This window comes from Bacillus sp. MUM 116, assembly GCF_001866655.1.
In the GTDB taxonomy this organism is placed as follows: domain Bacteria; phylum Bacillota; class Bacilli; order Bacillales; family Cytobacillaceae; genus Neobacillus.
In genome coordinates, this window is sequence record NZ_MLYR01000002.1 from 22,684 (window position 1) to 41,416 (window position 18,733).

Consider the following 18,733-nt stretch of genomic DNA (forward strand, 5'->3'; position numbering starts at 1 on the left):
CAATGAATTCACTGAAAGAAGTTCTTTCGCAAAATAAAGGGATTACTATTCATACGCTTGCAAATTTCATGCAGCAATATACTCGGAATAATTGGAAATCCGTATTGCAAGAATATCAATCAGAGTTTCAGGATGCATTTGATAAGTCAGGGGAATTTGCCTATGGTATCTTCGGACGTAAGTTGTTCGGTCCTTTGATCAAGGAAATTGAGGGTGAAGGGTTTGTCTTGGAGTCTGATCATTTGGCTTCTTCCGTGGAGTATTGGGGGCCGCCGGAAGAACGGGAACGGTGCATGTGGCATTTTTGTAAACAAGCCAATGGTACTCCAATCGGGAGCTTGGTCACCCGTGTCTTTCACGATCATACGCAGTTTCGTATACCACGTTCACCTGATATCATAGCACTTGAGAAAACGGAAAAAAGCGAGATCGTCGAGGCGCTTTCCCGTGCTTCCACCCGCATCACCAAATATAACGAATTCACTGGTACATTTTTAACAGAAAAAATCGACAATGACGAACAAAAGGAGCAAGGTTGGGAATACAGTGTTGAGGTCGGATTGGGAGATTATCTTGAAATCGATAACCCCGAAATGAGCGAGGGGATGCTTGACCATGCTCTTTCTCTTTGGGGACACAATAACTGGGAACTAACGTCAGTAGTTCCTTATCAGGGACGTCTAGTTGCGTTCTTTAAACGTCCTGTTTTCGGAAGAGAGTAGAAATTAAAAGTAAGCATGTAGTTACCTGCCTTCTAAGATGTAGTACCATGGGAATTAAATGACTCTGTTTGTTACTTTAATCAATAAAAACGACCGCTCAGCAGATTCTTGCTCGCAGGAAAACTGCGAAAGTCATTTCGGTAAGCAGATTTCAGTTGATTACACGGTTACTGTTTCTACCTAAAATTGTAGCTAACCCCCTCGATATCTTCCACTCCTTGACGTATGGGTATCTTAGGGGTTCGCTTATATTTTTTATTGACGTACAATTTACCCCAAAAAGCTTAATCCTTGTCAATCCTTTTTAAAGTAAAAGTACACAACTTAAATACGTGATCTTCAACAATCTGGCCCGATTGTTGAATAAAAGCAAATGACGATTGTTCAACTAAACTGTCACGTTAGTGGAACAAGAAAAGCTGCCCAATGGCAGCTGGTTCTTAAACATAAGCACCCTATAGTTTAAGTAGAAACCTTCACAATCTCTTACACACTTTAACATAATCCAATCCCATAAATGTATTTTTCTAGAATCACATTACAAAAAGACGCGTTCTTTTAAAGAAAAGCGCCCTATTCCAGAATTACTCAGGTCGTTGAAACGTGTTCACACCTTATTACATTAGCACTCTTTTAATTGAAAAATTTTATAAAAATATACAAGACCCCCAGACGAGTAATCATGAAGTTTGGGGCATGAATAGGTAAAGTCCATAATCTTGCATCGCGGAGATGTGTCCCATTTGCCGTAACATGGTAGCTATATTCCCACGATGATAAGATCCGTGAGTGACAACATGTAGCACCAATTCAGAAACAGAAGTTTCAAGCAACCCAGCATAGGGGTTATCAACTACAATCACCTTATCAATATCTTCTTGACTGTTTAGAAGTGCTTTGTAACGTTCAGATAAGTCTAAAAAGATCTTTTTCATTTCCTCAATACTTTTTGTTTCCGCCTGTTCTCTTAACTGATCTTCATGTGCCAATGCTTCATTCATGCTTTTACCTGAAATAATGTCAAACCATGTGTAATCTGAGGCATAAATGTGAGACAACACCTTTGATATTGAAGAAAAGCCTGTTTGAATTTCCTTATGATAAATGTCTTGCGGCAGTTCTTTTAAACGATCAATTATAACTCCATTTGCCCATGCGTGGTAGCCGTACATTTTTAATGCGGGATGCGTCATTTTAAATTTCCTCCTTTTTTCATTATCTTGTATTTTTTAATTGATACCTAATGATAAATAACTTGCTTACAAATTCTGGAGTAAATATAATTATTCTGTTTTAATTACAAAAATCCTTTTACAACTTAACTGCAGTTAGCTGATAAGCCCTATTGAATTAAATGGTCCGATTGCTGAACAAAGATTAATCTGGACTCTTCCACTAAACTGCCCCTTTAGTTTAAGTGCAAACCTTCACATTCCCTTACTGACTCATGAATAAATATATTTTTTCATCAAATTCTAATGTAATTTTAAATTTATAATAATTGACCGATATGGGAACGGATGGTATCGTGAATTTGAAAGAAATTTGTCGAATAATAGTGAATTCCAAAATAGAAATAGATCATAAACAGAGAGAGGCTTAAAGAAATGAAATCTACTGGTATTGTTCGTAAAGTTGATGAATTAGGACGCATGGTTATTCCAATCGAATTAAGACGTACACTTGATATCGCTGAAAAAGATGCGCTCGAAATTTATGTTGATGAAGACAAAATTATCTTAAAAAAATATAAACCAAATATGACTTGTGCTATTACCGGTGAAGTTTCTGACGATAATTATCAGCTTGCCGGTGGAAAATTAATTCTCAGTCGCGAAGGCGCAGAGCACCTTTTGAAAGAAATTATGGCAAGCTTTGAATTAGCAAAATAATATAGATTAAAATAAAAAGGCTCTAGAATCTTTGATTCGAGAGCTTTTTGTTTTATAGGACATATATGACCGTTCCTCAGCTAACCTGCTCCAGTTAGCACAAGAAGAAAGCCGCCAAAAAAGGCAGCTGGATCTTAACCTCTTGCACCCGTTAGCTTAAGTACATTGTTTCACAATCTTTGTCACGATAAAAGGCGATAGTTGTATCATTCCTTTCGATAGGCTGAACAGTGTTCATCGGAGATACGGAAATTTTCCTTACCTGTTAAAGCTGCTACTTCAACTAATTTATGACAAAGTCTATCCCATACAGCAATCGTATTTAAAGATACCCAATCAATATTTCCTCTTGCAATCCGAAAGGAAAAATAATCATTATCGGTTGTTACCAAGACCTGTTTATAGGTTAATTGCTTGTTCTTAAGGTTCTTAATTCCCAAAACAAAGTCCAGCTTTTCTCCTTTTGGCATTTGGATAATCCGTGCTACAAACGCTCCATTATCATTCTTCTTTGTTTTATAAATCTTTTCTGTCTCTATTTTTAGTTCTGGTTTACCCCTCATAATCTCTCCCTCAAGGAAATACCAATACTAAAAAGCCCAACTTCTCCGTAAATTTACAGAAAGGTTGGGCTTTTTCGTTATTCATGTGAAAATGTATACTTTCTTACCTTCTTAGAAAAGCGGACACGGCTCTCCTTTGCTTCTGCCAAAGGTTATTCTGCTGAAGGAGCAGGCCGTGAGAGCTAGACATCAACAAGAAAAAGTTATACTCTCCTTTAGAAAAAAACCATTCTCTGGTAACATAAAATGGTCCTTTCATCACACAAGCGGATGACCCCCGTTAATTTCAATCGTGCTTCCTGTCATGAACCGGTTTGTGACAACAAATTTCACGGCCTCCGCGATATCGCGAGGTCTTCCGGTGTTTTTTGCAGGCAAGCGTGAGGCAATTTGTTTGTAATAGTCTTGACGCTCCTTTTCATCCATATGGCCGTATGCCGGGTTCCCTTTGAGGGTATTATTATTGTTATTGTCGAAAGTAACGGATATTAAGCTTGCTAAACAAGAACCGAATTGAATTACAATATAATGTCAAAGGAAATGTTTATATGTTATAAAGTATTCATTATTAATATCAACCAAAAAAAAATTAATATATTTGTTAAGTCGCTATTAATACTATTAAGTGAATCACCTGCCTTTTTAATTTTATATATTTGAAATTTCAAAAGACTTATTTGTATCAATCCGACCACTAAAGCTATAATAATACCTAGGTTAGATTTTTGGAAGAAGGCACAAAAAGTAAACATAGTCACCTTTATGAAACCATGCAGAATAAGTGACTTTCATACACATTTCTATAGAGGAGAGATTAGGATATGAATAATAATTGTACGGGAGACATTGAGGTTGCACTAGATATCATAGTTGGTAAATGGAAGCCAGTTATATTATTTCACCTTATGATCAACGAAAAATTACGCTTTAGTGAACTTCAACGGGCTATTCCAGAAATCACTAAAAAAATGTTAACTTCTCAATTAAGAGAATTAGAATATCATGACATCATTAATCGTAGAGTGTATCAACAAGTGCCTCCAAAGGTTGAATACTCAATGACTGAATACGGTCAGGGTTTAATACCAGTGTTAGTATCTATGAGAAATTGGGGATTGAAACATCTTGAACATCTAGACGAATTATATGGAGAAGATCATAAACTAAAGGATTTTAAAAAAAACAGTAACTAATCAACTTGATGGGATTAAACTAAAAAGGTTCACAAAAGGGGCTGTTGACAAACGAAGTTTTAATAAAAAAGCCGATAAATTACCACTGTATGTAGTTGTTTATCGGCTTTTAGTATTCAATATGTTGTGCGGAGCAACAATGCTAAGGTATTGTCAAATACTTTTTAAATATAGCCTGCATCTTCCCACTTACTTCTCTAAAGAAATCACCAGTTGATGCTTTTGCTTTAGCGTCTGGATTTTTAAAAACATAATTTATGGTGCTTCAGGCGGAGATTATATTTTAGTGGTACTGACATTTTCCCTTGCCAATCCTGGTGAACTTGAAAGTAGACATATTCCTACCATGAATCCCACACTTATCAATTTCTTCATACATCTCTCTCCTTAGAAATACTATTCGTCTATATTAGTATTTGTATCAGAGATGAGAAATACAATTTTTGTAATCCTTATTAAGCTAACCTGCCCCTTTACTTAAATAAGAAAAGGTGATTACTCCTTGGTTCAGTAATCACCCACTGTCATACCTATTCAATAAAATTTATTTTATTTTCCTTACACCATTCAATCGCAATTTGTTTGAAACACTCGTACCGGTATGAATACCATTGATCTTCTATTTCAAAATCAATAATTTTGTCCTTAAACCTACTAAAGGCACCCTTTCCCTTAATTGCCCTTAATAAGGAATCCTGCTTCCGTAAATCACCTACTGATAAGCAAAAGTTTTCCATTATTTCATATTCATTAACTTCATATTTAGTAGGTAACTCTAAATAATTTTCAAAGTTTTCAACCACATCAATTGCAACCATCCTATTTTCTTGTTCCCATTCAGGTAAATGATCAAATGGTTTTTCGTCTTCAGCAGCTCTCAGATCCTCCGATGTTACTAACACAAATTCGCCCGTTTTAATATTCAGTAATGAACGTGACTCTTCAAACTGTATTTCCATTTCCTCAATGATATCTTTTAGTTTGACTTGTATACACATTATTTGATCACCTCTTTATATTTTTACTAATGCACCCAGTTAGTTCAAGGTTTCTTTTTAATGAGTTACAAAATAGTCATAAAAAGAGTCACCTTTTAGATTAAAAAGCATTTTATATTCCCCGACTTGTTCACCTTTATAAACAATTGGAAGATATGACACAATGTAATCGAAACCGTATGAGTGGTAAGAATCCTTGTTCCACTTATCTATAAAAAGGGCAAGGCTATCCATAATTACTCTTAAGTGAACCTTGTCAAAATCGTCTCCGAATATTTCACGGAACTCTTTCTCTTGTTCGTATTTGTAGGAACTTAAATTATCCCAAAACCCCTCTATGGTTTTACTTTCAATAGAATGATTTTCTGCCCACTCTCTTAACTTATTGGTATTCATCTTTTATTCCCTCGTTTTTTCAACTTTTTTTAGTACATATTCTGAAAGTTTTAGGAAATTCCTTCTTCCGCTATAATTTGAGCCGGATGTACTATCGACAAGGAGTTCGACTTCTTGCCTTTTCTTTACATTTTTCAAAAATGCATCTTCAGCAAATACTTGATACTCAGGGTCTACTATGAAGTATTCAGAACCATTTGTAAGATGCAGTTCAGCTTTGGGGTATTTTCTTCCATCTGGTACATAATGGTCAAATTTTCCTGATATAGAACTCATTTAACTTTTCTCAGGGGGTGGAGTAAGAGAATCATGAAGGATGAAAATCCCAAGAAATAATACACATGAAGAGACGAATATTACGAATATACGCAAGGAAATTACCTCTTTTGTAAATTTATATACATTTCCTAAGTAAACTAAGAAAAACTGGAAGACGTAAATCCATATAGCTGTTCCTATATTTCTTTGTTCAACTAAAGCACCCGATAGTTAAATAAGAAAATGGCGAAAACAACGCTTTTATAATTGGGGGAGGAAAATCATAAATAAAATAACAATTGGTATAGCAAGAATTAAAGAAATAAGCTTAATCCACCATCGTTGTCTAGAAAATATTAAAAGCACAATCATTATTAAAATAAACAACGGCCAAAAAGTCACATAAGAGATTGCTAATACTAATGAATATAGAAAAATATCTACCGCCACCAAATAAATCACACTACCTAAACTTAGTTTATTGTTGAACTATTGCACTCGATTTATATACATAATAATTCTCTGCTTGTTCTTAATTATCCTTCTTCAGCTAAACTGCTATCGTTAGTTGCATAAGAAAAAGGATCGCCCGCAGCGGTCCCTACTTAAACACAAGCACCCGTTTGTTTAAGTGAATTATTTCACAAACTTTCCCTTTCATACTTCATTTGGTATAGGAATGCTACCCCGATTGTGTTATAAAAAAGGCTCTCCTTTAATTTAGGAAAGCCTTCTTTAATTTATAACAAAGTTTTTTCTCGAAGATCATTTATCCATATATTGTTCATCTGCCTCATTTAAAGCTGCAGCCAAGATTTTCTCTGCAACAAATTCAGGAGTATCAGATGGATTGGTAGAGCCTTGTGGCTGCTGCCGGCGAACGCCCAGAGCGTTTTTTCCAAAATCGGTTGCGGTTACTCGCGGATAGACGGAAATCACCCGGATTTGCTCTGAGGCCAATTCGCCTCGTGCTGTATCGGAAAGCATGTTCAAAGCGGATTTGGTAGCCGCATAGGCTCCGATTCCAGGAATATTCATCTTGGTGACCACCGAACTTATATTGATGATCAGTCCTCCTCCTTGCTCTCGCATAATAGGGATCACAGCTTGCATGGCTGTTAATGGTCCTATCACATTGAGGTTAAAGATCTTCTGAAAATCATCAGGATTGAGGTCAGCAATCGTGCCTCTTGCAGCTTGTCCAGCGTTATTGATGACCACATCCAGGCGACCAAAGTGCTGCGCCGTCTCCTCAATGACCCGTTGAACCTGCTTCGGATCGCTCACGTCAGCAGGCAGAGCTACAGCGTTACTTCCCCGGCCCTTCAATTCCTCGGCGAGATGATTGAGTACATCGGCAGACCGAGCTACCAATGCTAATTTGGCACCAGCGGCGGCAAAGCGGCGTGCTGTGGCTAAGCCGATACCAGCGGATGCTCCAGTAATAAGAACAACTTTTTCACGAATTTCCATTATAAATGTTCCTTTCTTTGAATGAAATGATTGGCTCACCACAGGATTGGGCCGTTCACGCTCCTCGACGAGAAAGTGCCCGTGGACCGTTCTCGTCGAGGAGCGTGAGGCGCTCAGGATGACGTGCGGCCTGTTGGACCGTGAGCGTTCCCTCTAAGTTGTTGAGATCCGTCGCGGTGAAGCCCCTGTATAACCGATAAATTCTATATGGTAACAAAAAATCCTTCTTCAAGTAACCTGCCCTCTAGCTTAAGTAAATTACTTCACAATATTTCAGTAAAATTAACACAAATATCCATTAAAAAATCACCTTACCTCTAATAAAACAATAGGAGTAAGGTGATTTTAATCAAAATTTTTTAAAAATAGCGCCAACTTCTATTTAATAGAAATCGGCACTTTGTTTATTCGCTATACGTTTAGCGTGACGCTTTTGGCGGTTGGCACACATCACATTTACGTTGGTTATTATTTTTAAATTTTGTAAATGTTTTTTCAAAGTTGCTACCACATGCACATTTAAATAGTAACTTTTGAGAAAAACCGTGATATTCCGTCGTTAGCAACTTACTTTCCGAATTGTTCTCAACAAATTCTCTAATTTTACCAATCGTCCATCGTTTATTCATTCACTTACACCTCCATATTTTATCGTTAGACGGAGGCTTTTCTTGGCATCCGTTCAATCATGAGCAAAAGTCGTAATTATCCTAAGTTTCTCATTATAACATGAGCTGACACTCAATTAAACAGAGCGTTATTTTGAACGCGTACATTCGCTTCTTGAAGTAATCTGCCCCCTTTGCACAAAAAGAAAAGCCGCCTTCATTGGCAGCTGGGATCTTTAACTCTTGCACCCGTTAGTTGAACAAGTGGCAACTTTGTCTTTTCATTAATTTGTTGGAGTTATAACTTTATATTCTTCTGGTATATGTAAAATTGTTTCGTAATACGCATTAGTAGTATATTGGCTAGATATATTTTTATTAATTTTTTTATAAGTTAAAAACGGCTTTATTATTGGTTCTTTTTGAAGAATACATTGTACAGCTATTTTTTTTGAAAGTCTATGATTATCTGATAACGATATTTCAAACCAAAGAGGCTTTTCTCCATTTATATAGATAGATTTAATTCCATTTACATTATTATTTAGAAGCAAGGAAAAGTCCTCTACATTTTTTTTATGCTCAGGTAATGATAAAATATAAGGCTTTAAATAGCCTTTTTTCCATTGTGTTTCATTTATTGAAAAATTACAATTCATGATTGAAATGGTTAAATGACTTATTATTAAAAGTGTCATTACAAAGAATAATCCTCTGAATGATAAGCCAAGTACAGAAAATGATTTCCTATCTTTCACTAAATGTACAATAAATACAATTCCAAGAAATGTCCATAATATTTCACTTATAAACAACATTGGTGCATTAGATGCACTTTCTATTTCTTGATGTATTTCAATAACTCTTGTAATACTGGGCAACTCTAATTTCCTCCTGAGATTTCATCATTTATAGTTCATTCTGTTTCCCTTTTGTACAGCAATTAAAACTACAACACCTACCCCCTTTATTGAACTTTACAGAAATAGATATAATCACTTCCAAAATTCACTTTTATTATATAATTAACCATCTTTTAACAACAGAGTGATTAATAAACTTATCTTAACATTTCTACTTCTCTTAGTGGATAAAAAATACAATTTTTCTTCCACTAACCTGCCAGTTAGCTCAACAATAAAAATGGATCGCCGCATCGGTACCTTCTTTAACTCTTGCACCCGTTAGCCACTCATGAAGCGCAAAAATCGGCACTTCACCACAAAGAATGAAAATGTTATTAAACCGTCAATACTGATTCTACGGCTGGGAGAGGAAGGTCGATCAACTATGGTGCGTTAGAGCCCATCAGTCTGACTCCAACGACCACGGTGCACCACTGACTGTTGCTCCCTTACGGGAAGCACACATGGTAGATTAATCCTATTCTGGTTGCTGCACCAGCCTCCAATATTATTGTGAGCCGTAGAAAAGATGTTTTCAATGGATGTAGTCATTGAAAGAGCATGCGGTATGGATGTCCATAAGGACAATATTACTGCCTGTATTTTGACACCTAAAGGAGAGGAGATTCAAACGTTCTCTACTAAAACTGTATTTCTATTACAGTTGGTTGACTGGATTAAACTACATAATTGTACCCATGTCGCCATGGAGAGCACGAGTGTTTATTGGAAGCCTATTGTGAATTTACTAGAAGCTGAGGATATTGAGTTTTTAGTGGTGAATGCCCAACATATGAAGGCAGTCCCCGGACGTAAAACAGATGTTAAGGATGTAGAATGGATTGCCAAACTTCTTCGTCATGGACTGTTGAAAGCTAGATACGTTCCAGATCGTAATCAAAGGGAACTACGTGAACTCGTTCGATATCGTCGGAGTATCATTGAGGAACGTGCAAGACAAATCAATCGAATTCAAAAGGTATTAGAAGGAGCGAACATTAAATTGGGTTCAGTTGTTTCAGACGTTTTAGGTGTTTCAGCTCGAGATATGCTTGACGCTATTGCCGAAGGCGAAGAGAATCCTGAAAAACTAGCAAATTTTGCACGTCGTTCAATGAAAAAGAAGAAAGATGAACTGGAACTCGCACTTAAAGGTTATATTCAATCCCATCAACGTCTAATGTTAAAAACGATTTTAAGACATATTGACTTTTTGACTGAAGAGATTGAGATGCTCGATCAAGAAGTAGCGAAAAGAGTACGTACCAACCAGGAAGATGTGGAACGATTAGATTCTATTCCTGGTATAGCCACCAGGATGGCTGAGCAAATTTTAGCTGAAATCGGAACTGATATTAAGAAACAATTCCCAAGTGCAGCCCATATGTGTTCCTGGGCAGGTTTGGTTCCTGGACAAAACGAAAGTGCCGGGAAAAGGAAATCAGCTAAAACCAAAAAAGGAAATAAGTATTTGAGATCAGCATTAACTGAAACAGCTCATTCAGTAAAAGGTTCGAAGAACTATCTCGGAGCACTGTATCGACGAACAGCATCACGAAAAGGCAAAAAACGAGCCGGAATAGTGGTCGCACATGCCATGTTACGTATCTCTTATTATCTCTTAACACGGAAAGAAATGTATGTAGACTTAGGAGAAGACTACTTTGATAAACAGAGACAGCAATCCATTGTTCGGCATTCACTACGAAGACTTGAAAGTTTAGGATACACAGTTACCTTACAAGAACCAGAAGCATCTTAATCTATTCAACTCGATTCCAAAGATCAATGAATTAGGCGCTCTCCCCTTTTTTAAAAATGAATGAGCTGCGTCTTCTTTAGTATTGCCTTTTTTCCAGAATTACAGAAGTTTATTTTCATGGTAGTTTAACAAGAAAAAAGGATCGCCTAAGAAACCCTTTCTTGAACTCTAGCACCCGTTCGTATGTACAAACCTACCTTTTACAAACTCATTAATTGTTGAAAAAATATATGGCATTACCTAGAGCTTCCAGGCTTCTTTTAATAACTTAATATCTTTATTAATTTCAGTTTCCGTTAATCCTCCAAAGCCAAGGAAGATTCTAGAACTTACAAATCCTGTTACTCCGTTATAATATATTGATAATGGATAAACCTTTACACCGACGTTCATTGCAGTATTAATTAACTCATTTTCCTCCATATTGTTTTTTACTTCCAAAACAATATGAAGTCCTGATTTTTCACCAATTATGGTTACATTTTGTCCAAAATAATTGTTAATGGCTAACATTAATGTAATATGCTTTTTACGGTAAAGAGTTCTCATTTTATTTAAATGACTTTGCCAAAATCCTTCTTTCATAAAACGATAAAGAGTATCCTGGTGGACACGAGAAACGGTCTGTTTATAAATAGTAAAGTGCTCCAGATATTTTTTCACTAGTGGAGATGGTAAAACATATAGCTAATACGTATAGATGGAATTAAAGACTTCGAAAATGTACCTAAATACACGACTCTTTCCTTTGTACTCAGCCCTTGTAAGGACGGAATCGGCTTCCCTTTATATCGATATTCACCGTCATAGTCATCTTCAATAATATATCCGTTCTCTTCTTCTGCCCATTTTATCAAATCCATTCTTCTTGAAATGGGCATTATCATCCCATAAGGAAATTGATGAGACGGTGTAACATAAACAACATTTGCATCCGTATTTTTTAACTGATTTATATTTATCCCATCATCATCAAGAGGTAAAGAAACCGTATGTACTCCTAGATCTTCTAAAGTTATTCTTGTTCTATGGAAACCGGGATCCTCAAGGGCATAGATATGTTTTTTACCGATTAACATACACAATAATCCAATAAGTATCTGTGTACCTGCACCAATTATTATTTGTTCCGCAGAGCATCTTACACCTCTGGAAGCATAAAGATAGGCTGCAATTTGTTCACGAAGAAGTTGTTCCCCTTGAGGATCTCTTTATTGGAAGTTATCTCCAATTTTTCTAAGCCTCTTTGGTGAATAATTAAATCATTATCAAAGGTTGTAACAAACATTCCTTTTCGAGGTTTACTTTCCACATACCCCTCCGCACATAATTGTTCGTAAGCCGACTGAATGGTGTTTAACCTTACTTCAAAGTAATTTGATAAATTTCATTTTGATGGTAATTTTTCTTTTGGTTTTATTCTTCCAGATAAAATTTCTTGTTTAATGTAATTGGCTAGTTGTATGAAATAGGTTTTTCATTTTTACTATCCAAAACAGGTGTTATTTCAATCATATTTCCACTCCCACTTTAATGCTGGTACCATTAAAATTGTCGTATCTGGTACTTTTGATTATACCAGATTGTGTTTAAATAAAGGTAAACGAGATGACTAAAATGGTTATAACACTTTAAACTCGGCACGCCTTCCATCTATACTGTAATAAAATAAAATGTGGTGATTAAATGAATCAGAGAATAAACAAATACAACCAGCCAATTGGTGAGGAGTTGTCCAATTGGCAGAAAAGAGAATTCCCTTCTGATATGTATTATGTTGGAAAACATACTATTGTCACTAGATTATCTCGTGCACATACTAAAGAACTCTATAATGCCTATAAAAATTCTAATCCTAGTAATTGGACTTATTTAACCGACGAACCACCTCACAACTATGAAAAATTTGAACAAACATTACTAGAAAAAATAGAAAGTAGCACACAGATCTATTATGCTGTGTTAAATAAAGAGACAAACAAACCACTTGGGATATTTAGTTTAATGAGGATAGATCAGGCAAATGGGGTGGTCGAAGTAGGAAGTATTAATTTTTCGGATGCTTTAAGAAGGACAAGAATCTCTACCGAAGCACACTATTTATTAGCCAAGTATGTTTTTGAAGAACTCCAATACCGACGCTATGAATGGAAATGTGATTCTCTTAATGCCCCCTCCATTAAAACAGCAAAACGTTTAGGATTTAAGTATGAAGGCACCTTTAGAAATAACGTTATCTATAAAAACCGATCACGAAGCACCAACTGGTTTTCAATGCTAATAGAAGAATGGCCTCTACATAAACAGGCATTAACTCAATGGTTGGCAGATGAGAACTTTGACGACGAAGGAATTCAAGTTCAAAGATTAGAATCATTTAAGCAATAAGAACAAAAAAATATCGTTCATTTTACAAGGTGCAATGCCGTTGTTTCTGTTCGTGTTACTCGAACGGAAACAACTCTCTCACCCATCACGGATTCGTTCGAAAACCTTTTTCAGTAAGAACATTCGTTTGTGCGATTGCTGTTTTATTTACAAAGATTATGATTGGTGGTTTATCTGGGAAAATAGGCAAATCAAAACCAATTGTTATCTTATCACCTTCACTTGAAATTTCTATCTTTTCAATTCGTACGTTTTTCAAAGAAGGTACATTCGAGTATATCGTTGAGATAAATTTATCCTTACTAAAATGTTCATTCCACATATTTTTCAGCCCCAATATTTGCTTTAAATACATATTTCTTTTCTCTATTTTATCATTTCTTCTTAAAGTAACCTGCCCAGATAGTTTAAGTACAATATTTCACAATCTTTCTTGTGGAAAAAGAAAAAAAGCGAACTTCTTCTTGAAGTATCGCACGGCCTCATATCGTTTCCTATTCCCTTACTTCATAAAGTGTTGTTTTCCCATCCTTAGTTGTAAAACTCAATAGAAAATTCACCTACTTTCCATTGTGCAGTATGCCTAATTACTAATGTAAATTTTTAGTATTGTTAAACAATGACGAGGAAAATATTACATTTTATGATAAATTTATCAAATTATAATAGAAGCGCTTAAGTTAGTATTGTAAAAAAATAAAGAGGTATCTAAAGAAACTTAGTGTTTAAAAAAGGAATTGGAAAAATAAAGTGATTTATTAGGAGGTAATTGTATGATCACTAACAATGCTGATCAAAAGTTATTGGATCCAGAATTTGAAACCACCGCTGTACCAAAGGAATATCGAAAATCTTTAGCCTCCGTATCGGCAGTTTGGTTTGGTTTTCCAATGGTTTTGACAAGCGCCGTTATAGGTGGGGTTATCACAGCCTTATTGGGATTCAAAGTAGGGGTCAGCGCGATACTAGTTGGTAACATGCTATTATGTCTGGTTGTTGGTGCACTAAGTTATCTGGCTGGTAATACTGGTGAGAATTTTGCCATGACTGCTCAAAAGACTTTTGGACGATACGGATATATGACCGTATCGGGATTACTTTCCACCGTCGTAGTTGGATGGTTTGCTCTCATGGTAGGTCTTACTGGTGATACGATGGCTCGATCATTCGGTGCACCTTTGTTATGGATGACCTTGCTAGGCGGTGTACTCTATGTTGCTGCAACTTTTATTGGAATTAAAGCATTATCCATTTTAGGATGGATCGCAGCCCCTTTATATATCGTTTTAGCAATAATATCCATCGTCATCTCGTTAAAAACTGGTACTAAAGACATCATAAATTACCATCCAAGCTCGGGCGCTGGTGTCATGTCATTTGGGGTAGCAGTTACGATGGTGTTTGCTACATTTGCTGATTCTGGTACGATGACCGCCGATTTTACTCGTTGGTCACGAAATGGGCGTGAAGGATTGTTAGCTGCAATTACTGCTTTTCCATTCGGAAAGTTCTTGGCTGAAGTTGTTGGTGCAATTATTGTTGCGACCGGAATCATCCAAAACCCTGCAACGAATGGCGGTGATTTTATGCCGCTATTATCAGAACACGGCTCGCTGCTTTCAATATTGGCTATAGTATTTGTATTTATAAATCTTGGAGTTGGATGTACACACTGTTTGTACAATGGTGCAGTTGGTTGGTCACATATGACTGGGAGAAAAATGCGGCCACTAACCATTTTACTGGGAATAATCGGTATAATTGCGGCTGTTTCAGGAATCTGGAATGCCTTTCAAAGTTGGTTAGAACTTCTAGGTTTAATTGTCCCACCAATTGCAACAATAATAATTGTTGATCAACTTATTCTACATAGAAATCAATTGGCTGATTCAGCAACATGGAAACCACTAGCTTTTGTTGCTTGGGCATTAGCTGCAGCAGTTGCATTACTAGTTAATTTCTATGCTCCTTATCTTTCAGTTGCTGTTTCTGGTATAGTTTCCTCAGCCATTTTCTATTATTTAGGAAGTCTGTTCCTTAAGTCATCTTCTATTGAAAAATCTAAACAGAATACACTATAGGAATGTAACCCTTTTAATAGCGAAAAATTTAATAGTAAAACCAGTTCTTCATAGCCTTGAACCACGTCTTCAAGAAATTCAAGCTGAAGAACCACAGTACAATCAACAATAAAATTATTTGTAAATGGTTCTATACATTAACGGGAAGAATAAAGTAAAAGACCCCTTTTTACCAACTACTCATCTACATGAGTAGTTTTTTTTATACATCAAGCCTTACTAATCTTATTCCTATACATTAAACACCCCCTTATAAAGAACAGTTGTTCTATTTAAAATGTTTAATTGCCTAAATACATTTTCACAAAATGTGAATAAAATATCTTGTAATAAAAACTCAGTCCGTTTTCCTTAACCATCCTAAAAAGGATGGTTTTGTGCTGTAAAATATGAGTTAAATATTTCAAACTTGTCACTTTCATTTATAAAAAAGCAGAAATTAAAGACATTAGTGCTCCAAATCAAAAGCAAAATTAGATAGAAAAATTATTGAAGTATTTAGTTATTGAGTGGAACAAGAAAAGGACTGCCGAAACAGCCCTTTTTGTTGTGAAACTAAAGCACCCTATAGTTTAAGTGCCTTATTTCACAATCTTTTACCCTTATAAAAAAAGTTACCTTTCCTTTGTCCTTTTAGGAATGTCTCTCACTATAACTATGTTTTCGACCAATTTTAATTATAATATTCCGAATGATAAATCCAACTCCTAACCCAGGAATAAGAGACATCATTGGAAGCCAAATAGGACCGAAAAATAGGCCAAAAATTTTATTTGGTGAGTACATAAGACCTATAGTGACAAAATAGGCTCCAAAAGCAAATGGGACAAACGATAACCGAGGTTTTTCTCCTTCCGCAAATTTATAGGCATCATACATTGCAAACATATAAACACAAGGATAAAACATAAGCCATTGGTGATTAACTACTCTAGAAGCCTCTGTAATCTTCCCAAGAAAACTCAACATAATAGCTTGGTTAAATAAACTGTTAACATTAATGGTGAATTCTAAAAAGATAAACAAAATTCCTTTTATAAGGTGACCATTTAACAGTTGTCCAAAACCTGGAAAAGCAACGCTCCAAAGTATTGCTTCCAACTTAGTTGTCTTTTTCATTAAATATCAGCCTTTAATATCGGTATATATGATGCTTTACCTTACAATTTTGATTCGGAACCGTTTGTTTCCCTTATCGATTTTTCCACAAATTTCTGAAACCCATAAATAATAATTGCTAAAGAAATACAAAACACATACCACATCGTATGACTTAATTTTTTTAATTTAAATACTCCTACTCTTTCCCATATTTCAGCAAAAGGATAAGCACAAATAACATCCAAAACTGCATTTGTAATAAAATATTTGAGGAAATTCCCGTATGTCAGTTTAAATATCCAAAGTGTGGCTACAAAAAAAGGACCCAATATATATGTAAAATCAACAAGACCAGGAGATAAAGGATTTTTATTTTCCCACCATTTTCTCTTATTAGCAATGACACTAAACATACTTATGAATAAATTAGTAAAGCTTGCTACAGGCAAAAACCTGAAAAATGATTTTTTCCCAAGAAAAGGTACAGTTAGCCATGGAATGATTAGCATTCCTATGGCGAATGCCATTTTCTTATTATTAAACATATGCTTGCTCCTTTAACCATATTTTAATTTTATATTTATTGTTCAATATTAAGCTCTTATATATAGAAACAAAATATAAAAAAGTGAAAACCTAACTTGTCGATTAACTCTTTAACTTTATAGATTCCCTTTCTTCACCCATTCAGCAACTGTAACTGTGCGTTTTGCTTGGTGCTTTACAGCGGCATGAACAGCAGAAAAATCCTCAACAATTTTTCCATTCTGGTCAACAGTCACACTTGTCCCATATGGGTTTCCTCCTGCTCCGAAAATAACTGGATCAGTATATCCTGGAGTGGCAACAATAACTCCCCAATGGTGCATCGTTGTATATAATGACAAAATGGTTGCCTCTTGACCACCGTGAGGGTTTTGAGCAGAAGTCATAGCACTTACTACTTTATTTATGAGTTTTCCATTAAACCACAGTCCACCAGTTGTATCTAAGAATTGCTTCATCTGAGACGGCATATTTCCGAATCTTGTTGGCACGCTAAAAATAATTGCGTCTGCCCATTCTAAATCTTCTAGTGAAACAGTTGGAACACATACTGCAACTTCCTCTGAGTAGTGCTTCCATGCTGGATTTGATTCAATAACTTCTTGTGGAGCTAATTCGGGAACTTTTAAGATCTTAACGTCAGCTCCAGCTTCTCTTGCCCCTTCGGATGCCCACTGTGTTAATTGATAATTTGTACCTGTTGAACTATAAAAAACGATTGCAAGATTTACATTTGTCATTGAAGCCAATCTCCTTTACGTTTTATTAAAATAAGAATCCACATTGATAATGTTGCCCTTCCAATAATTTTAAATCCCTCTTTATACTTCTTTTTTATAGGTTTCTATTGTTATTTATAAACTTAAAAAACAATGGGTTGTGTTGTGTTAATTGGATATAAATTACCGTTTAAGGCAAATGAAATTTGCCCCGTTTCCTCTGAAACAACAAGTGCAAGTGCATCACTTTGTTCAGATATTCCGAGAGCTGCACGGTGACGGGTTCCAAGTTTCTTTCCTTCAAATACTTTATTAGTTAAAGGAAGAACATTGGCTGCTGAAACCACCACATTTCCACGGATTAAAACAGCTCCATCATGGAGAGGGTTTCCAGGGTAAAAAATCGATTCTAATAATTTAGGTGTTACCATTGCTCCAATTGTTGTTCCTTTTTGAATAATAGTTTCAATAGATTTAGCACGTTCAACTACGATTAGTGCACCATGTTTTAATTTTGAAAGGAGCTGCACAGTTGTTGACAGATCCTTATATACATCAGTAAAAGAGGATAAATAACATTCTAAATAATAAGAGGCGGCCGTAGATTCAATTGAATTTAGCTGGTTTTTAGCATCCTCTAGACTACCTAATACACAATAATTTTCACTTCCTAGAACGTTTAGGTTAGATTGGAGTATATGTATTAGATGTTTAATGCCATTTTCTAAATTCTCTTTCAAAGGTGAAAAATCACATTTAGTGTTCTCCAAGATGGTCCCTCCAGATCGTTTTATTATCAGTAACTTTTGAATGATTAATTCCCAATGAGCCCCCTCTAAAAAGATTCTGATTTAATTAATATAAGAATGGTATGTTGTTTAAAGTGTTCCCTTCTTTTGTTTAACGGATGACTAGTCGCGTGGCTATTTTTGAAATTAAAAATTACAACTTCTTATCTCTCATATAATCGAAAAAAACAAAAGCTAATCGTGAAGTTACGATTAGCCTTTAAACGAATAGTTTATTAATTTTCTTTCTTAATTCACTCTGCAACTGTTACTGTACGCTTTGCTTGGCAGGTATCAATACCATTTGTAACAACAAGCCACTCATCGTGTCTTTATGCAT

The 18,733-nt window shown here is 35.6% G+C and carries 20 protein-coding genes and 1 pseudogene; 6 read left to right on the forward strand and 15 right to left on the reverse strand.

The features are described 5' to 3' along the window. Positions 1 to 2 precede the first annotated feature (2 nt). A complete protein-coding gene (locus BIV60_RS00340) occupies positions 3 to 722 on the forward strand; it encodes a DUF6022 family protein (protein ID WP_083402032.1) in 720 nt (239 codons plus the stop codon). A gap of 680 nt (positions 723 to 1,402) precedes the next feature. On the opposite strand, the gene BIV60_RS00345 is transcribed toward BIV60_RS00340, so the two are convergent. Continuing rightward, on the reverse strand, positions 1,403 to 1,915 hold the full coding sequence (locus tag BIV60_RS00345) for a DinB family protein (protein WP_071353760.1): 513 nt from the start codon (positions 1,913 to 1,915) through the stop codon (positions 1,403 to 1,405). Between the two features lie 414 nt (positions 1,916 to 2,329). Between BIV60_RS00345 and BIV60_RS00350 the strand changes: the two genes are divergently transcribed. Beyond that, positions 2,330 to 2,614 carry a transition state genes transcriptional regulator AbrB gene (locus BIV60_RS00350; protein ID WP_071353761.1) on the forward strand — a complete coding sequence of 95 codons (285 nt, stop codon included), beginning with the start codon at positions 2,330 to 2,332 and terminating at the stop codon, positions 2,612 to 2,614. Between the two features lie 206 nt (positions 2,615 to 2,820). On the opposite strand, the gene BIV60_RS00355 is transcribed toward BIV60_RS00350, so the two are convergent. Together BIV60_RS00355 and BIV60_RS29375 are read right to left on the reverse strand one after the other, a co-directional pair. Then, on the reverse strand, positions 2,821 to 3,177 hold the full coding sequence (locus BIV60_RS00355) for a hypothetical protein (RefSeq protein WP_071353762.1): 357 nt from the start codon (positions 3,175 to 3,177) through the stop codon (positions 2,821 to 2,823). A 258-nt stretch (positions 3,178 to 3,435) separates the two neighbouring features. Then, on the reverse strand, positions 3,436 to 3,603 hold the full coding sequence (locus tag BIV60_RS29375; protein ID WP_177177190.1) for an SDR family oxidoreductase: 168 nt from the start codon (positions 3,601 to 3,603) through the stop codon (positions 3,436 to 3,438). 395 nt (positions 3,604 to 3,998) lie between these two features. On the opposite strand from BIV60_RS29375, the gene BIV60_RS00365 reads away from it, so the two are divergent. Next, a complete protein-coding gene (locus BIV60_RS00365) occupies positions 3,999 to 4,370 on the forward strand; it encodes a winged helix-turn-helix transcriptional regulator (protein ID WP_071353764.1) in 372 nt (123 codons plus the stop codon). Between the two features lie 530 nt (positions 4,371 to 4,900). On the opposite strand, the gene BIV60_RS00370 is transcribed toward BIV60_RS00365, so the two are convergent. The 6 genes from BIV60_RS00370 to BIV60_RS00395 all read right to left on the reverse strand — a co-directional run bounded on the left by BIV60_RS00370 (position 4,901) and on the right by BIV60_RS00395 (position 8,984). Then, positions 4,901 to 5,368, reverse strand: coding sequence for a UPF0158 family protein (locus tag BIV60_RS00370; protein WP_071353765.1), 468 nt, complete (start codon positions 5,366 to 5,368; stop codon positions 4,901 to 4,903). A gap of 57 nt (positions 5,369 to 5,425) precedes the next feature. Next, positions 5,426 to 5,764, reverse strand: coding sequence for a hypothetical protein (locus BIV60_RS00375; protein WP_071353766.1), 339 nt, complete (start codon positions 5,762 to 5,764; stop codon positions 5,426 to 5,428). A 3-nt stretch (positions 5,765 to 5,767) separates the two neighbouring features. Beyond that, positions 5,768 to 6,040, reverse strand: a complete 273-nt coding sequence (locus tag BIV60_RS00380; protein ID WP_071353767.1) for a hypothetical protein — start codon at positions 6,038 to 6,040, stop codon at positions 5,768 to 5,770. A 747-nt stretch (positions 6,041 to 6,787) separates the two neighbouring features. Next, on the reverse strand, positions 6,788 to 7,495 hold the full coding sequence (locus BIV60_RS00385; protein ID WP_071353768.1) for an SDR family NAD(P)-dependent oxidoreductase: 708 nt from the start codon (positions 7,493 to 7,495) through the stop codon (positions 6,788 to 6,790). A 419-nt stretch (positions 7,496 to 7,914) separates the two neighbouring features. Beyond that, positions 7,915 to 8,124, reverse strand: a complete 210-nt coding sequence (locus BIV60_RS00390; RefSeq protein ID WP_071353769.1) for a hypothetical protein — start codon at positions 8,122 to 8,124, stop codon at positions 7,915 to 7,917. Between the two features lie 263 nt (positions 8,125 to 8,387). Continuing rightward, a complete protein-coding gene (locus BIV60_RS00395; protein ID WP_071353770.1) occupies positions 8,388 to 8,984 on the reverse strand; it encodes a hypothetical protein in 597 nt (198 codons plus the stop codon). A 562-nt stretch (positions 8,985 to 9,546) separates the two neighbouring features. Here BIV60_RS00395 and BIV60_RS00400 point away from each other — a divergent pair. Continuing rightward, complete coding sequence (locus BIV60_RS00400) at positions 9,547 to 10,770, forward strand: IS110 family RNA-guided transposase (RefSeq protein WP_071353771.1); 1,224 nt, start codon at positions 9,547 to 9,549, stop codon at positions 10,768 to 10,770. 240 nt (positions 10,771 to 11,010) lie between these two features. Here BIV60_RS00400 and pdxR read toward each other — a convergent pair. Further along, a pseudogene (pdxR, locus tag BIV60_RS00405) lies at positions 11,011 to 12,285 on the reverse strand (MocR-like pyridoxine biosynthesis transcription factor PdxR). Positions 12,286 to 12,456: 171 nt separating this feature from the next. Here pdxR and BIV60_RS00410 point away from each other — a divergent pair. Next, a complete protein-coding gene (locus BIV60_RS00410; RefSeq protein ID WP_071353772.1) occupies positions 12,457 to 13,158 on the forward strand; it encodes a GNAT family N-acetyltransferase in 702 nt (233 codons plus the stop codon). An 85-nt stretch (positions 13,159 to 13,243) separates the two neighbouring features. Here BIV60_RS00410 and BIV60_RS00415 read toward each other — a convergent pair whose 3' ends face one another. Next, complete coding sequence (locus BIV60_RS00415; protein WP_141770381.1) at positions 13,244 to 13,480, reverse strand: hypothetical protein; 237 nt, start codon at positions 13,478 to 13,480, stop codon at positions 13,244 to 13,246. Between the two features lie 451 nt (positions 13,481 to 13,931). Here BIV60_RS00415 and BIV60_RS00420 point away from each other — a divergent pair, with 451 nt between their 5' ends. Next, on the forward strand, positions 13,932 to 15,239 hold the full coding sequence (locus BIV60_RS00420) for a cytosine permease (RefSeq protein WP_071353774.1): 1,308 nt from the start codon (positions 13,932 to 13,934) through the stop codon (positions 15,237 to 15,239). Between the two features lie 633 nt (positions 15,240 to 15,872). On the opposite strand, the gene BIV60_RS00425 is transcribed toward BIV60_RS00420, so the two are convergent. The 4 genes from BIV60_RS00425 to cdaS form a co-directional block, all read right to left on the reverse strand. Next, positions 15,873 to 16,358 carry a hypothetical protein gene (locus BIV60_RS00425; protein ID WP_071353775.1) on the reverse strand — a complete coding sequence of 162 codons (486 nt, stop codon included), beginning with the start codon at positions 16,356 to 16,358 and terminating at the stop codon, positions 15,873 to 15,875. Positions 16,359 to 16,399: 41 nt separating this feature from the next. Beyond that, on the reverse strand, positions 16,400 to 16,885 hold the full coding sequence (locus BIV60_RS00430) for a hypothetical protein (RefSeq protein ID WP_083402033.1): 486 nt from the start codon (positions 16,883 to 16,885) through the stop codon (positions 16,400 to 16,402). A gap of 117 nt (positions 16,886 to 17,002) precedes the next feature. Beyond that, positions 17,003 to 17,626, reverse strand: a complete 624-nt coding sequence (wrbA, locus tag BIV60_RS00435) for an NAD(P)H:quinone oxidoreductase (protein ID WP_071353776.1) — start codon at positions 17,624 to 17,626, stop codon at positions 17,003 to 17,005. A gap of 122 nt (positions 17,627 to 17,748) precedes the next feature. Continuing rightward, positions 17,749 to 18,375, reverse strand: a complete 627-nt coding sequence (gene cdaS, locus BIV60_RS00440) for a sporulation-specific diadenylate cyclase CdaS (protein WP_071353777.1) — start codon at positions 18,373 to 18,375, stop codon at positions 17,749 to 17,751. Positions 18,376 to 18,733 lie beyond the last annotated feature (358 nt).